Genomic DNA, 15,893 nt, shown 5'->3' with positions numbered 1-15,893 from the left:
GTGAAGTCTTTTGAGCCATTACAAGCAGTATCACATCTATGTCGGTCTGGATTTACATAAAGCCCACCATACCGCCGTTATCATTAACTGTTGGAACGAACGACTTGGTGAAATCCAGATTGAAAACAAACCGTCTGCCTTTGATGACCTGATGAAGTTCGTCAAGAAGCATACGGCAAAAGGCTTGAACCCTGTTTATGGGTTGGAAGATACAGGCGGTAACGGCAGAGCATTAGCTGTTCACCTTGTCGAGAAGAAGCAAATCGTCAAGGAGGTCAATTCCGCCTTGTCTTACAGCGAATGAATGAGCCATGCGACTACGCAAAAAAGCGACAGTTGGGATGCGTTCTGCATCGCCAAGGTATTGCTTGCAAGGCTTGATGAATTGCCGGATGCGAATCCGCAAGACTTGTACTGGACATTAGGTCAACTGGTAGCAAGACGTAATTCCATCGTCAAACATGCCAGTGGCTTGAAGAATCAAATGCACCAACAATTAAGCTATCACTATCCGTCCTACAAGAAGTTCTTCTGTGATATTGACGGGAAAGCCGCACTCGCCTTCTGGGAGAAGTATCCTGCACCACATCAGGCATTGATGGTGGGGGTGGATGAACTGGCGGAGTATTTACGTAAAGCGAGTCATAACACCTGTTCCACCCGTAAGGCAGAAGGACTACCGGTTGAGTTTAGTTCAAGAGCAAGTTTGAAAAAACATCCTATTTTGGATATGATTAGTTACGGTACTCATGAACAACCAGCAGGAACTTGGTCTGATGATAGCTCTTTGACTTTCTGCCTAGGAGATAGTCTATGTAATGGTTATTATATTACTGATATTGCTGATAAAATGAAAAAATGGTATGAACAATCATATTGGACTCCGCATGGTGAAGTGTTTGATATTGGAAGAACTACATCAGAATCTATAAAAAATTTAATTGAAGGTAGACATCCTTCAGACACTGGTGGTAAACAAATTAATGATAACGGTAATGGATCATTAATGAGAATTCTCCCGCTATCTTTTTATTTACAACATGTTGAGGATGAAGAATATAAGTATCAAGTTATTCATGATGTATCGAAGATTACACATGCTCATCCTAGATCAATTTTAGCATGCTCAATATATGTTGAATATGCTTTATTATTTTTAAAAGGGCTCTCCCTTCAAGAAGCTTTTAATATTATGAGGAACAACATTTTGAATTTCTTTTGCAGGAAAGAATCCTTTTCCCTTGAACTTGAATTTTTTAAAAGGATACTTATAGAAAACTTAATGGAACTTAATGAAGAAGAAATAAATTCCTCAGGGTATGTTATTGACACATTAGAAGCAAGTTTTTGGTGTTTGTTAACAACAAATGATTATAAAAGCGCTGTATTAAAGGCTGTGAATTTAGGTAATGACACTGATACTACTGCTGCGGTAACTGGTGGTTTGGCTGGTATATATTATGGAATTCAGCAAATTCCCATTCAATGGATTAACAAGATAGCAAAACGAGAGATGATTATTGAGTTAGCAAATAAAATGAATAATGTATTTAAAAGAAAATTATAATACGTATTAACTTTTTAGTGTGAATTAAATGATAATATGTAATATAATAAAAATCCTCGTGGAAAATGGTCAAGACCTCACTTTGCTGACATTAAGAAATAGCCCTTAGGCAATAAGCTAGCCGTGGTTACTTAACGGGTGTCAGCTTCTTTACTTGATTCTGCTAAATATTTTAATATCCTAAAAAACTGACGGGATAAGTTTATCCAATATATACAATAAAACAATCACTTAAAAACCTGACAAATAGGCTTGATAACTTTTAAAGGCTTATTCCAACTTGAACAAAGGAGAGGAATGAGTCTTTTTTGCATGTTAAATCACAAAAGGAAAATGACAAATTAGGTACTGGGAGTAAAGGAAACATTGGGGTTAATCGCTCAAGCCCAAACAGAGTATGAAGCGATTAAAGGCAGATTAGGCGGTTGCTACGACGGTGTGAAGAACAACACTGAAACAGACATGTTAAATAGACTATGAGAATGGATATGAATGCCCCAGATAGCAAAAAAGGCATCACGACGATTCTAACTAAGAATGTGGGGATGGGAAAGACGGTCCGTTACATGGTTCTGCGGGCAGGGACAAGCTGGAAAGTGCGCCTCTCAAGGACGGAAAGCTCAAGATGAGGCGAGGATTCTTTTAGGAAAGGTGGTTATGCTTCCAGAAGCTATTGCAAAGCCTATAGAGGAATTAAGCAAAGTGCTGAACGAAGGCTGGTAGTTAGGCCGATTGCAGATTGTATTTAGTGTATAACGGGAATTAGTATGCAATAAAATTCCATAACCTGTATGAACGTTGGTTCTATTAATTGAAAGAGGAGGAACAGCCAGATGACCTCATTGCAATAATATTGCGGTGGTTATACATTTCCACTGGGGCTAATGCTGAAATGCAAATTGTACTATATGAGCTAACCGATTAAAATGTGGTCTTTTTTGGCTCGTTTCTCAGTCCCGGTGGCTGATTACATAGACTCCACTCAGTGCCGAATAAATAGATTTACCCTAGATTCACCAACATTAATTGTTTTACCTATAGGAAGTTTTCATGAAATAAGATGCAGGTACAGAATGTCTGGAAAAAGTTCTATTAAACGCAATAGCCTTACATAAGGTATGTTAATTAATATCCAGATACCACCATGATTGATCTGTTTTTCTACGTTTACCGACGCCAACCATGTGCACAATGCACCTCAAAATGAGCGGGGATGAAGGGATTAAGCAGTGCAGATTCAGTAAATATAACGCAAATCACAATCTCAGGCAGCCTGAGAAGCACGACATGGATACGTAACTTGAGCAGAACAATATGAACAGATGAGCATGGTGACGATAGATCCGTGAATCATCTGTTTTTCGTTTTTTATCCCTTGTAATACTTTCGGTACACCGCGGGCGTTGTGCCTTCATACTTTTTGAATATTTTGATGAAATACCCCGGCTCATTGAAGCCGAGCTCGCTACTGATCTGGGATACCGGAATATCTGTAGCTTCGAGCAACTGCTTCGCCCATTTAATCTTCAGGCGGGAAAGATAGCTGGAAAAGTTCTCCCCCGTTTCTTTCGCAAACAGCCGACTAAAATAGCTTGGACTAATGTGGCACAAGTCAGCCATGGCTTTCAGAGAAAAAGTTTCACCCTTGTGCTCAAAAATATATTCGAAGGCGGGTCTTAGTACGGGATTTCCGCACGAAATATCCACATCTCCTGAGGAATTCAGATAGGCATCTGCTAAGAAATTATTCATTTCTTTCTTAAGGTTTTCGATATGCTCCAACGAGTAGCCAGGAAGGATCTCGGACAACTGCGGAGTGGACTGTGTGGCCGACGCTTTCTCGAACATTTCTGCGAGAAGATTTTTGTTCATCGCTTCTTCAACAATATAATTACACAATAAGGATAACATGCTGGAGATCGTCTGAATTTCCTGATAGGTCATGGACGGCAGATCGGCGTAGTCGTTCTTAAGTTCTTCCCATTTGGAACTGTACAGTTTTTCATTTTTTGAGGTGAGGATTTGCTCGAGCTGTAAGGCGCTCGAAGGATCGGCTAAACGTACCTGACCTGCCATGACGGCGCCGATGTACTTATCGTCGATAATGATCGGTACCGCGATGTCGACGATGTCATAATGACAGAGATAAATATAAGGTTTGTTGGAACGCACCGCTTCAAGTCCACCACGAGAGTCACATTTTTGGCAGTAAGGAAGGAGATTCTCATCATGGCGAACCTTTTTGCAGAACGATTGGCATTGGCTGTGGCTAGTTACGGGATTCCCTTTATAATCGACGGTGAGAATGGCTAATTTGGTAACGGATGCTAATGAATCCTGCAACTGCTCCCACTTTTTCAAATCAAAGATTTTCTGGATGCTCAAATGTTCACGTATCAAGATTCTCATCCCTTAATGGTAAATTATCTTGTAATCAATAACAAAAAAGTACAATTCGTGATCTTCAGTGCAAAAAAATACGATTGTAAATTATAATATATTCCTTGATTCCTCCAATGTAAAGTTTACATGGTTCGGTTATAGTTTTAATCAGAACGAAGCCAACACAATCATAAGGAGGAATTATAGATGAGAAAAGCTTTTATCAGCCCAAGCAAATATGTACAAGGTGAAAACGAATTGTTGAATTTGGGTTACTATGTGAGCACTTTCGGCAAATCCGCTTTATTGATTGCGCATCCTGATGATGTGGCGCGGGTAAAAGATAAGCTTGATTCCACTTTGGGTAAATATAACGTAACCTTTATTGAAAGCGGTTTTATGGGTGAGTGTTCTAGACAGGAAGTGTCTAGACTTCAGGAAATTGCTACTGCGAATGGATGTGATTGTATCGTAGGTCTCGGCGGTGGGAAAGCGATCGACGCGGCGAAATGCGTGGCTCAAGGGGAAGCGCTAATCATCTGTCCGACGATTGCTGCGACGGATGCACCGACAAGTCACTCGGCCGTTCTTTACACCCCAGAAGGCGCTTTTGACGATTACGCTTATTTTAAGCAAAGTCCGAGTGTCGTATTAGTCGACACCACCGTTATCGCTAATGCACCAACCCGATTCCTTGTATCTGGCATGGGTGATGCACTGTCAACTTACTTTGAAGCCCGTGCGACTTCCCGTTCTTACTCCAGGGTCAATGCCGGACTGCCTAACGGAGTACGCGAAGGACAGTGTGCGCCAGCAGTAGGTACGAATGCGGCGATTGCACTTGCAACGCTATGCTATGAAATGCTGTTGAAAGACGGTGCCAAAGCAAAAGCGGCATGTGATGAAAACCAAGTTACGCAAGCACTCGAAAATATCATTGAAACTAATATTTTACTCTCAGGCCTCGGCTTCGAAAGCGGCGGACTTGCGGCGGCCCATGCGATTCATGATGGACTCACGATTTTGGAAGGCACACATCATTATTATCATGGAGAGAAAGTTGCATTCGGCACGATCGCACAGCTGGTGCTCGAAAATGCACCGACGGAAGAATTGCATCAGGTACTTGATTTCTGTTTAGCCGTCGGTTTACCAGTCTGCTTGGCTGATATTGGCGTCGACCATATCAGCCAGGAAGAACTCATGGAAGTAGCTGCAAAGGCTTGCATTCTGGAGGAATCGATTCATTCCATGCCGTTTCCGGTCACAGTGGAGCAGGTTGCAGCGGCAATCGCTGCGGCCGACCGTATCGGGAGCCAGTACAAAGCGGAGGTAAAGTAGCATGAAAAAGATCATCAACCGTGCGGAAAATTTGGTCCTTGAGATGTGCAGTGGTATTGCGCTTGCGCATCCCGAATTGGAATTTCTGCCAAAATACAAAGTGCTCAAGAAAAAGGAATTGAACGCGGAGAAAGTAACGCTCATCAGCGGCGGTGGCAGCGGGCATGAGCCCGCCCATGCCGGCTTCGTTGGCAAAGGGATGCTCGATGCCGCGGTCTGCGGTGATGTCTTCGCCTCTCCCTCACAGATTCAAGTATATCAGGCCATCCGAGCGACAACTGGGAAAAAAGGTGCGCTGCTGATTATTAAAAATTACAGCGGCGATATTATGAACTTTAGAAACGCCGCCCATTTGGCCACTGAAGACGGTCTGGAAGTGGACTATGTAAAGGTTGAAGACGACATCGCTGTAGAAGACAGCCTATATACAGTCGGACGGCGCGGGGTGGCAGGAACGGTACTTGTCCATAAGATCGCGGGTGCAGCGGCGGAAGAGGGCCGGAGTCTGGCGGAAGTTAAAGCAGTGGCCGAGAAAGCCGCTGCGAATGTACGCAGTATCGGATTCGCATTGACTTCGTGTACCGTGCCGGCGAAGGGCACGCCAACATTAGAGCTCGGGCATGATGAAATCGAGTACGGCGTCGGCATTCACGGCGAGCCTGGGACCAGCCGCGAGAAGCTGACGGATGCGGATACGCTGGCAGGCAGAATGGTAACCGATCTCCTTCGAGACATGCAGATCGAAACTGGCTTCAGCGGAGAAATCGCCCTGTTGATCAATGGTTTCGGCGGTACGCCTCTGCAAGAACTGTACCTTTTCAACCATTCGGTCACTCGCGAACTAGCAGCGAAGGGGATCACGATCGATCGCACTTTTGTCAACAATTATATGACGAGTATCGATATGGCAGGTATCTCGGTTTCCATCATGAAGCTGGACAACGAACTGAAAACGCTCCTCTCCTATGAAAGCAACGCACCTGCGTTCAAGGTGGCTGGACCTGTTGATCATGTCGTATTCACGGATATTTCAACTGTAGTAGACGAAAATCGGCAAGTATCCTTTAGGGTAGAAACGGACCCTGCCTTCGCGGTTATTGAGAACAACAAAGTTACGTTGAACAATCTTATCTACCTAGTCGATAAGATGAGTGAGGTTATCATCAAGAATGAGGTATCTTTCTGCGATCTTGACTCTCATGCAGGTGACGGCGACTTTGGAATGAGCGTTGCTAAGGGATTTCGTCAGCTGAAACGGGAATGGAGAGACATCCTGAATCAAGATTCTTTGACGATGGGAGCCTTTCTTCATTCATGCTCGCTCGTCATCATGGAGTACTGCGGTGGGGCTTCGGGTCCGATCTGGGGCTCAGCATTTCGCGCAGCGGCACGATCTGCGGGCGAACTCACCGAACTCACCGTTTCTGAATTCGCAAATATGATGCAGGCTGCGGTGCAAGGCATACAATCGACAGGCGAACGTTCTTTTGGCAGAGGAGCCGCCGTTGGCGATAAAACGCTTATAGATGCATTAGTGCCATGTGCGGATAGCTGGGCGGAGAGCGCGAAATTAGATTTTGACGTGAAGACAGCCTTTGTAAGAGGTGCTCAAGCCGCTGTATCAGGGGCCAAAAAGACGGAAGACATCGTGGCGCGCATGGGCCGTGCCGGAACGGTAGGAGAGAGAAGCCTTGGTTATCCAGACGCGGGGGCTTATGCGCTTGGAGTGATTTTTACGGAGCTTGCTGAATGTTTGAACTAATTCTATAAATCCAAAATTACTGGCGCGAATACTTCGTTTAGATATCCATTCCTGCCTGTAACACTCGCTAATTCTTAAAAGTTCAAGGTTTGTTCATTGCAATTGATGTGCATTAGGTTTATAATTTCAGACGGATTCAAAGGGCTTATCCCGGAATCCATGGGAGTTCATCCCATCTGAGCTAGCTTACTGCATGCTCAAATATGAATTAAGCGAGGGATTTACAATGAAAACCTGCTGCACCATCCAAGTTGACGAAGACAGTTTAGTTATTGATTTGCCAGAAGAAGGAACCACGCTAGAGTCCCTGCTCGGTGATATTGAGAGCTGTGGAGGTAGTGAAGAACCTTGGCTGCAACTTATTGACAAGGTAATAGGTAACTCATCTGAGACTGTACTGACAGATCAAGCGACGGATGGCGGCGATATGAAGGAAGATCAGACGACCAAAGAACCTCAAGCAACTGCTCAGGGGTAATAGGGAGATCCTACGTTAAGACGAAATTTGTAACATTATTCGATCACATATAAGATCATCTATAAGACTGCTACCGAGCCAAGGCACGGGAAGCAGTCTTTTTTTATCAAACAACTAAAAATTCTCCGAATTTTGCTATCGGTAAATGAGTCTTTTGTCCCTTTAGTATTCTATAGTAGCCAACCAAGCAGAACACATCCCAAAACCGTGACTTCCTGTTCATTTTCAATCATAGAGTCGAAATGTAACATGAAACTAACTATAATAGTAGTATCATCCATATACAGGTAAGTGACATCGATGTTTGGACCTGATCCTCTTGTTGTATGAAGGAGGGGGCGAAAGAGCGGAGAACAACGTACTGATAAGTCTCATCTACTTTATAAAAAGGAAGGAATGTGTAAATGATGAATGGGCAATGGGTCCTGCCAAGGATCGCAAAAAGAGTAGCGGTGATGCTAACAGCAGTATTGCTATTAACGTTAACGAACGGATTCAACTGGAATACGCAAACAGCGGAGGCTGCCGGGACGACCCCTGTGGAACGTTACGGACAACTTTCGGTAAAAAATGGTAAACTGGTGGATAAAAACGGTAAACCTGTACAACTCAAAGGGATTAGCTCTCACGGCGTCCAATGGTTTGGGGATCTGGTAAATCAGGACTCTATGAAATGGCTACGGGACGATTGGGGCATTTCCGTATTCCGGGTTGCACTGTACACTGAAGAAAATGGTTATATTGCCAACCCTTCTTTGAAAAATAAAGTGAAGGAAGCGATTGAGGCAGCACAGAAACTGGGCTTGTACGTCATTATTGACTGGCACATTCTTTCAGATGGCGATCCGAACATTCATAAAAATGAAGCCAAAGCTTTCTTTAATGAATTTTCGACTCAGTACGGCCATTTGCCTAACGTAATCTATGAACTTGCCAATGAGCCGAATGGGAATGTGAACTGGAACAATCAAATCCGACCTTATGCGTCTGAGGTATCTCAGGTTATTCGAGCTAAGGACCCGGACAATATTATTATTGTAGGAACAGGCACATGGAGTCAGGATGTACATGATGCAGCAGACCATCCACTTCCAGACAAGAATACAATGTATACCGTACATTTCTATGCGGGTACGCATGGACAGTACTTGCGCGATCGGGTCGATTATGCGCTGAACAAAGGCGTGGGCATATTTGCTACCGAGTGGGGTACAAGCGATGCTTCGGGTAACGGTGGTCCGTTCCTGAATGAATCCAAAGTATGGACTGATTTTCTTGCAAGCCGTGGAATCAGCTGGACTAACTGGTCGCTGGCAGATAAAAATGAGACCTCTGCTGCGCTGTTGCCTGGTGCTGACCGTAAGGGCGGATGGCCTGATTCGCAATTGTCGGCTTCCGGTAAATTCGTAAAACAGGCGATACTGGAAGGCTCCAGCAACAATGGTGGAGGCGGAAACAACGGTGGGGATAACGGCGGAGATGGCAATACTGGCAATACTGGCGGTGATAACGGTGGTGGCAACAACGGCGGCAATAACGGCAACGGAGGAAGTACACCAGGCAGTAACGATCAAGGGATTGTGCTTCAGTATCGCACTGGTGACACGAACGCCAAGGATAACGCAATCCGTCCTGAATTTAATATCAAAAACACAGGAAAAACAGCTGTGAAGCTGAGTGATCTAAAAATTCGCTACTATTACACAGATGAAAGCAAACAAGCTCAACAGTTTTTTGTGGACTGGGCTAGGATTGGCACTGAAAAGGTAAAAGCAACTTTTGTAACATTGCCGAATCCAAAGTCCAAGGCTGATAAATATGTGGAGATTTCTTTCACAGATGGAGCGGGAACGATTCAGCCTGGCGGGGAAAGTGGAGAAATTCAACCCCGGATTCATGCTGCAAATTGGAGCAATTTTGATGAGACCAACGATTACTCCTATGGTGCTACCCAAACAGCATTCGCAGACTGGGACCATGGCACCGTATATCAGCAGGGTAAGCTGGTTTGGGGTATAGAACCTTAGAATTTAACCGTTACTAACTTTATCGAAACGAGTAAAGATATGGGACTTTAGGGTGCAATCTTTCTAAGCTTTGGAGTATAAAGCATACGTCTTTGGTATATGGATACTGGAACTTTAGGAGTGGACGACCCGCCCTTTAGTGTCGGTTTATATACTACCAAAGTACCATATGATATTCGACTTTTGTGGTGCTTGAATTACTTCCATAGTGCAGAGGGGTTGGTTCCAATGAACCCTTCTCTACGACAAACCCCCGCTGTTGCCATCATAGGCAGGCGGGGGTTTTAATGTTTCAGAAGCTCAGCCTCCGTTCAATTGCGTCTATACCAAAGCAAAAGCTTTGGCCAGCAGACGGTAGGACTGAATACGTTTATCAAAGTCATGAATGGATGAAACGACCAGTAACTCATCGGTACGATACTGCTCAGCCAGTCTTAGCAGCTGTTCTTTACACTGTTCAGGGGTACCAACAACACGCCAGGCTGCAGACTGACGCAGCCGCTCACGATCAAACTCCGTGTACGGATAGGACATTGCTGTTTTCACCGACGGAAGAGAACTCATTTCTTTACCTTGCATGAGCAAAAGGAAATACAAACTAGCACTGGACGCCAGCTGCTCAGCTTCCTCTTCGGTTTCCGCGCAGGCCACCGTAACTGCCGCCATGGAATGGGGCTTATCACCCAGGATCGAAGGCTGGAATTGCTCGTGGTAACGTGCGGTAGCTTCTACACCACCTGGAGTCCCGAAAAATTGGGCAAAGGCATAGGAGGCACCCATCATCGCGGCCAATCTGGCGCTCTCTCCGCTGGAGCCGAGCAACCATAATTCAGGAACGGTCGATATCATCGGGGAGGCATGAAGACCGGCAAATCGATGATTGTCAGGCGAATCATGGAAGTAATCGATTAAATCGAGAATCTGCTGTGGATATTGTTCGACAGATTGATACTTGCCTTCCTGCAGGGCACGAGTAGCCAGGGGTAAACCACCGGGAGCACGTCCTATTCCCAGGTCGATGCGTCCTGGATGGAGCGCCTCCAGCAAGCGGAAGTTTTCGGCGACTTTATACGCGCTATAGTGTGGCAGCATAATACCGCCTGAACCCACACGAATGCGTGATGTGTGAGCAGCCAAATGCGCAATCAGCACCTCAGGGCTGGAGTGCGCTAGTGTTTTGGACGCATGATGTTCGGATACCCAATAACGGCTATATCCCAGTTGATCAGCTTCACGCGCTAAATCTGTTGTATTGGATAATGCATCCTGAGCAGTACCGCCTTCAGGAATATGAGACTGGTCCAGTATACCCAGTTTAAGCATTTATAATCACCTCTTACACAACTCTATCAGACACAACTCATTAGGTCAAAACTCAAAAATGGATAGGTTGGAGTTTGGGAACCTTTTCGTTATAATAAAGGATGTGTAAAGGATGAGAGAACATCCTTGCTTATGGAGAGGGGATTAAATTTGTGTTAAGAACACCTTTGGGGCGTGTCCGACTCATGCTCTGGATTCAAGCTATAGCTTATTTGGCGATACTATTCACCCACCAGCCCCTGCAAGCTGCGGGCATGACCCAGGCGGTTATGGTAATTGGTAACATATACCGGGTGAGCTTTTTGTTGCTCCTCGTTGCTTTGATCTATGGGAAAACAGCACTGCATTGGTCTATACGGCGGCCTCTTTTTATTATGTTTGCCTCCTTCATCCCATTTGGTCTGATGATTATGGATTTTGTTTGGGTGCGAAAATGGGCAGGGGATTCGGCAGCAGAACAGCGAGCTGCATCGTAATCTTAGAAGATTTGTTTCGTGTGAAGTGTCGAGGAGTTTGTCTGGCGTAAGCGGGACTGGCCCCGATGCAGTAGAAAAGAACATTACGCAGTTTGATGCGTGGTGTTCTTTTTTTGTGCACCGGAGGAATCATTCTATATATTGTAATTTCGAGCGTTGGAAATCCAATTATGAAAAATGCTGAACTAAAAATTCTGCCGTTTTGCGTCTTTGAAAGCCTTCAACCCAATGTCCGGTAAACGGGTAAATTTCAATCGTTTTCGGTGATTCAATACGGTTATAAGCGGCGAAAATCGTCTCAGGCATACACACCGTATCCTTGAACCCTACCGATACCATGATCGGGATACGAATACGATGAGCAAGATTCATCACGTCAAAATAACTTAATGTATGTAGTACCTGCTCCAAATGCTCTGGAAATCGGTTGGCGAATTCAGCTGCTTCCGTCAGTGAACTGGTAGAATTCATCATACCAAAATCCATATGACACATATTGGGGATATCCGCTACCGTAATGGCAGCTTTATCGCTAAGCGCAGCCACCATTAATGAAAGTCCGCCGCCTTGACTGGCGCCACTGATTGCGATTTTAGCCGAATCGACATCCGACTGCACCGCTACCCAATCTACGGCTCTAAGGGCATCGGTTGTAATTGTTTTGTAGTAGCAGGTATCCTTGTCCAATATTCCTTTCGTTACCCAGCCTTTAATCGTACCATGAGGATCACCCAGACGGTCTCCCGTTTCTCCTCCCTGACCACGCACATCTACCGCCAATACTGCAAAGCCAAGCATGAGCCAGGAGGAATAATCTTCAGGATAGCCTTTTCCGCCTGTATAGCCATGAAACAGAACGATACACGGCAGTTTTTGATCTCCGGCAAATCGGGGGCGTACATACCAGGCATGCAGAGGCGTATCATCGACACCCTCAAAAGTAACCCGGTAAGCAAGAATATGAGGATATGGCGTTTCTACGAGAGTTTTGAACGCATGTACAGGTTTGGCGTGAACTTCTTCCAGTGTATTGGCCCAGAATAAATCTATATCCTTCGGGGCGGTAAGATCAGGCCGATATTGCTTCAATTCGGCAATTCTTTTTTCAATAACATTCATAATCAAAATTCTCCTTCATATAGAATGAACTTTTCCTTAAGCTTTACCCGGTAAAGTTGACTCCTCCAGCTCTCTTAGCAGCTCAAATGCTCTTTCATTAGTGCTTCCACACGTATCCTCATCAGCATGGAATCCACTGCATACAACTGGGCGCTCAGGTTTGCCAAACAATCGGCAACGGTAATCGGAAGTTAACTGAGGGCAAGGAACACCAGCTGGTTTTCCATCTGGCATGCCAGGAATAGGGGAAGAAATCGTAATGGCAATACAGCAGGCGGCACATCCTACTCGACACTCCAGTTGGGGTCACTCCTTAATTAATCTGTTATTTTTGTAACTTATGCATGAAGTGACATTAATGAAGCCATAATGTGAGGATGGCACAAAAAAAGCAGGAATACAAGGATAAGCGCACATTAGACACACTTTTTACACTAGGGGTGTATAAATAGTCGTAGAGGCACGTAGGATGGTATCAAGCCCCTAAATCAGTGTTTCGTTCGATGGTAATATTAACCAATTGTCTTCTGTGTGTTCAAAAGGAGTTCGAGTGGTTAATAATAGAACACAACGATAAAAACTTAAACGAGGTGACGCAAAATGAGTTGGTTATGGGCATTGATTGTTGGTGGTATTATTGGTTGGTTGGCAGGAATTATCGCAGGTCGTGATGTTCCGGGTGGCGTGATAGGTAACATCATCGCTGGCTTTATCGGTGCATGGTTGGGTAGCTTGATTCTGGGAGACTGGGGTCCTGAAATCGGATCGTTCTACATCGTTCCTGCATTAATTGGTGCGATTGTGCTGGTCGTGATTGTAAGCTTGATCTTCCGTTCCGTTGGACGGAGCAGGGGTTAACTTTACGAATCATTGAATAGACTAGCCCCTATGGGGATTAGGACTAAAATGAAAAAAGCTGCTTCCGCAAGGTTCGAAAATGAACCTGTGGGAGCAGCTTTTTTTGAGGAAAATGACGAATTTTTCCTATTGAAACCGCCTGATATGAGGAACACTTAGAACGCCCAGCACGATACACATGCCGATGGTTGCAAACATGCCAATTGTGAACATACCACCAAGCTTATCTGCCACAGCACCTACTGCCAGATAGCCGACAGGGAGCAGGGCAAAGGAAAACATTAGATCCAGACTAGCTACACGTCCAAAAGACTCGGCTGGGACTAATTCCTGGAGGCTTGTCTCCCAGATAATCGCAAATATCATAATGCCAAATCCTTCGAGCATCATGCTCATAATCAGTCCTGGCATCCAAGTGACTACAGACAACAGTAGTAAAGCAAGACCGCTGACAAAAGCTCCTAAGTAAGCGAGTAGACCGCGATGCTTCCAATGCTTGCGTGATCCATACACAAAGGCCCCCAGCATAGCGCCAATGCCGCTACTTGCCATCGCAATGCCGTATACGACTGGACTGTAGCCATGATGAACCTTGAACAGCCACGGAATGAGTACAGCGATAATGCCTGAATAACAAATATTAATGAAGGAAAAGGCAAGAATCGTAATCCATAGCCAGGGGTGGCTTTTGAGAATGGTAAAGCCTGCGATAAAATCCTTGAGAAAATGCTGCTTACCCTGATCTTGCTGTTCTGGATCTACCTGACCTTTGCCGATGATGGAGGCCAAATGAGCGCTTAACATCCAAAAGCAGGCAAAAGATATCAGATAAGCGATAGAATCCAGTCCAAAGCCAACACCAGGTGAGGAAAAAGATACAATGAAGCCTCCTAACGGAGGGCCAAGTAGACGGACGGCTTGTATACTGATCTGGCTAAGTGCGTTGGCTGCATTGCGTATGTCCGGTGTGAATACCTGTGCACGTAAGGCAGAATAAGCAGGATTAAAGATACCGTCCATCAATCCGTACAACGCTAGGCCAACGAATAGAACCGGCAATTTCATTCCGCCTGTAAACATCAGCACCGCCGCAATGAACATCAGTCCAAACCGGGCGATATTCGTAAACAGAAGGAGACGAATTCGGTCAATTCTATCCACGATCATGCCTGCGAAAGGCAGAATAAGTACGTTAGGCAACATATAAACAGTCATCGCCAGTCCCATAATAGTAGTCGAGCCTGTTAGGGAATAGATAACCAGTGGCAAAATGACTGTGGTGACTGAGCTCCCCAACATTGCGATCCAATGTCCAAGCCACAACAAAGTGAACGCTTTGGATTGTTTTAAAGGTGAAGTGAAGGTAGCCCAGGCCGAGTGACTTCCTTCAGGTGATGTAGAGGATAAGGTTGAATTTTGGGTATCCATGATCACACTCCGGTATATTTCTAAACTGCATATTAAAACCTATTATACGAAATCTCTAACGTAAGGGTACAGAAAAAGTTGCAGTGAGGGGAGTTATAATGAATAGCCTGCCAATGAAAGAGTCAACCTAGAATAACTTTAGGCTGCAAAGATATATAGCTTACCTTTTGCATAGGGATTATTGGATAAAAGCATTGACGCGTGAAAATGAATGATGTACTATTCAATGACCAGCCGCGTGCTAGGTTATCAAGAAAAAGGGAAAGAGTGTGGATACCATGAAAAAATTTAGTTTTTTGCCGATTGTACTCATCGTGATGGCATTGCTGGTTTCGGCCTGCGGTAACAACGATAAAGGCGCCAGTAACAATAATGCATCTACCGGAGATAACGGATCTAATAATGGAAAAGCAGATACTACTGCTACAGCTACTCTTGAATCTGTAAAAGCAAGCGGCAAGCTAAGAATTGGCACGGAAGGCACCTATGCTCCGTTTACCTACCACGATGCTGCAGGTAAACTGACAGGCTTCGATGTCGATATTGCGACTGAAGTGAGCAAACGCCTGGGTGTACAACCGGAGTTTATCGAGACGCAATGGGACGGCATATTCGCAGGGTTGAACTCCAAGCGGTTTGACACGGTGTTCAATGAAGTATCCATTACAGATGAGCGCAAGCAAAAATATGATTTTTCTGATCCGTATATTGTCTCCAAGGCAGTTCTGATCGTAAGCGAAGACAATACAGACATCCAGAAATTTGCTGATCTAAAAGGGAAAAAGGCTGGGCAGTCCCTGACCAGTAACCTGACTCAAATCGCGAAAAGCAACGGCGCAGAAATTGTGGCAACAGAGGGATTCAACCAAGCCATTGACCTCCTGACTTCCAAGCGGGTGGATGCGACCGTCAATGATGGATTATCCTATCTTGATCTGAAGAAGCAAAAGCCTGACGCACCAATTAAAAAGGTGGACGAATCTTCAGATGCTTCACACAGCGCAGCTGTATTCAATAAGGGCAGCGAAGATTTAATCAAGGAAGTAAACAAAGCGCTGGCTGACATGAAGGCTGATGGTACGTACCTGAAAATTTCCGAGAAATATTTTGGAGCTGACGTATCCAAATAATA

The 15,893-nt window shown here is 44.8% G+C and carries 13 protein-coding genes and 1 pseudogene; 9 read left to right on the top strand and 5 right to left on the bottom strand.

What is annotated here, in order from left to right:
- Positions 1–10: 10 nt before the first annotated feature.
- Together AOU00_RS05810 and AOU00_RS05805 are read left to right on the top strand one after the other, a co-directional pair.
- Positions 11–502: pseudogene (locus AOU00_RS05810) on the top strand (IS110 family transposase); the annotation flags it as partial.
- Complete coding sequence (locus tag AOU00_RS05805; RefSeq protein ID WP_335582237.1) at positions 485–1,567, top strand: ADP-ribosylglycohydrolase family protein; 1,083 nt, start codon at positions 485–487, stop codon at positions 1,565–1,567. The pseudogene AOU00_RS05810 and the gene AOU00_RS05805, both read left to right, overlap by 18 nt.
- 1,368 nt (positions 1,568–2,935) lie before the next feature.
- Here AOU00_RS05805 and AOU00_RS05795 read toward each other — a convergent pair.
- Positions 2,936–3,967, bottom strand: a complete 1,032-nt coding sequence (locus tag AOU00_RS05795) for a PocR ligand-binding domain-containing protein (protein WP_061828719.1) — start codon at positions 3,965–3,967, stop codon at positions 2,936–2,938.
- Between the two features lie 189 nt (positions 3,968–4,156).
- Here AOU00_RS05795 and AOU00_RS05790 point away from each other — a divergent pair, with 189 nt between their 5' ends.
- From AOU00_RS05790 to AOU00_RS05775, 4 genes are all read left to right on the top strand, one after another.
- Positions 4,157–5,290 carry a glycerol dehydrogenase gene (locus AOU00_RS05790; protein ID WP_061828720.1) on the top strand — a complete coding sequence of 378 codons (1,134 nt, stop codon included), beginning with the start codon at positions 4,157–4,159 and terminating at the stop codon, positions 5,288–5,290.
- Between the two features lies 1 nt (position 5,291).
- Positions 5,292–7,052: a dihydroxyacetone kinase subunit DhaK gene (gene dhaK, locus AOU00_RS05785; protein WP_069290157.1), complete on the top strand. Its 1,761-nt coding sequence runs from the start codon at positions 5,292–5,294 to the stop codon at positions 7,050–7,052.
- Between the two features lie 226 nt (positions 7,053–7,278).
- Complete coding sequence (locus tag AOU00_RS05780) at positions 7,279–7,530, top strand: hypothetical protein (protein WP_025723818.1); 252 nt, start codon at positions 7,279–7,281, stop codon at positions 7,528–7,530.
- A 404-nt stretch (positions 7,531–7,934) separates the two neighbouring features.
- Entirely contained in the window at positions 7,935–9,557 is a 1,623-nt protein-coding gene (locus tag AOU00_RS05775) for a cellulase family glycosylhydrolase (RefSeq protein ID WP_069290156.1), read from the top strand.
- Positions 9,558–9,878: 321 nt separating this feature from the next.
- On the opposite strand, the gene AOU00_RS05770 is transcribed toward AOU00_RS05775, so the two are convergent.
- The gene (locus AOU00_RS05770) at positions 9,879–10,880 is read right to left on the bottom strand and encodes an LLM class flavin-dependent oxidoreductase (protein ID WP_069290155.1); all 1,002 of its coding nucleotides are present in this window, start codon (positions 10,878–10,880) and stop codon (positions 9,879–9,881) included.
- Between the two features lie 152 nt (positions 10,881–11,032).
- On the opposite strand from AOU00_RS05770, the gene AOU00_RS05765 reads away from it, so the two are divergent.
- Positions 11,033–11,356, top strand: coding sequence for a DUF3817 domain-containing protein (locus AOU00_RS05765; protein ID WP_069290154.1), 324 nt, complete (start codon positions 11,033–11,035; stop codon positions 11,354–11,356).
- 168 nt (positions 11,357–11,524) lie between these two features.
- Here the strand turns inward: AOU00_RS05765 and AOU00_RS05760 are convergent, their stop codons facing one another.
- Together AOU00_RS05760 and AOU00_RS26970 are read right to left on the bottom strand one after the other, a co-directional pair.
- Positions 11,525–12,475 carry an acetylxylan esterase gene (locus tag AOU00_RS05760; RefSeq protein WP_069290153.1) on the bottom strand — a complete coding sequence of 317 codons (951 nt, stop codon included), beginning with the start codon at positions 12,473–12,475 and terminating at the stop codon, positions 11,525–11,527.
- 36 nt (positions 12,476–12,511) lie between these two features.
- Positions 12,512–12,775, bottom strand: a complete 264-nt coding sequence (locus AOU00_RS26970; RefSeq protein ID WP_013311446.1) for a YkgJ family cysteine cluster protein — start codon at positions 12,773–12,775, stop codon at positions 12,512–12,514.
- A 300-nt stretch (positions 12,776–13,075) separates the two neighbouring features.
- On the opposite strand from AOU00_RS26970, the gene AOU00_RS05755 reads away from it, so the two are divergent.
- Positions 13,076–13,333, top strand: coding sequence for a GlsB/YeaQ/YmgE family stress response membrane protein (locus AOU00_RS05755; protein ID WP_025686368.1), 258 nt, complete (start codon positions 13,076–13,078; stop codon positions 13,331–13,333).
- A gap of 126 nt (positions 13,334–13,459) precedes the next feature.
- On the opposite strand, the gene AOU00_RS05750 is transcribed toward AOU00_RS05755, so the two are convergent.
- Positions 13,460–14,761 (bottom strand): MFS transporter, encoded by a 1,302-nt coding sequence (locus AOU00_RS05750; protein ID WP_069290152.1) that lies wholly within the window; start codon positions 14,759–14,761, stop codon positions 13,460–13,462.
- Positions 14,762–15,039: 278 nt separating this feature from the next.
- On the opposite strand from AOU00_RS05750, the gene AOU00_RS05745 reads away from it, so the two are divergent.
- Positions 15,040–15,891 (top strand): amino acid ABC transporter substrate-binding protein, encoded by an 852-nt coding sequence (locus AOU00_RS05745; protein WP_069290151.1) that lies wholly within the window; start codon positions 15,040–15,042, stop codon positions 15,889–15,891.
- Positions 15,892–15,893: the final 2 nt, after the last annotated feature.

It is taken from the genome of Paenibacillus polymyxa, assembly GCF_001719045.1.
Taxonomy (GTDB): Bacteria; Bacillota; Bacilli; order Paenibacillales; family Paenibacillaceae; genus Paenibacillus; species Paenibacillus polymyxa_B.
This window is presented reverse-complemented; position numbering and strand designations above follow the sequence as displayed.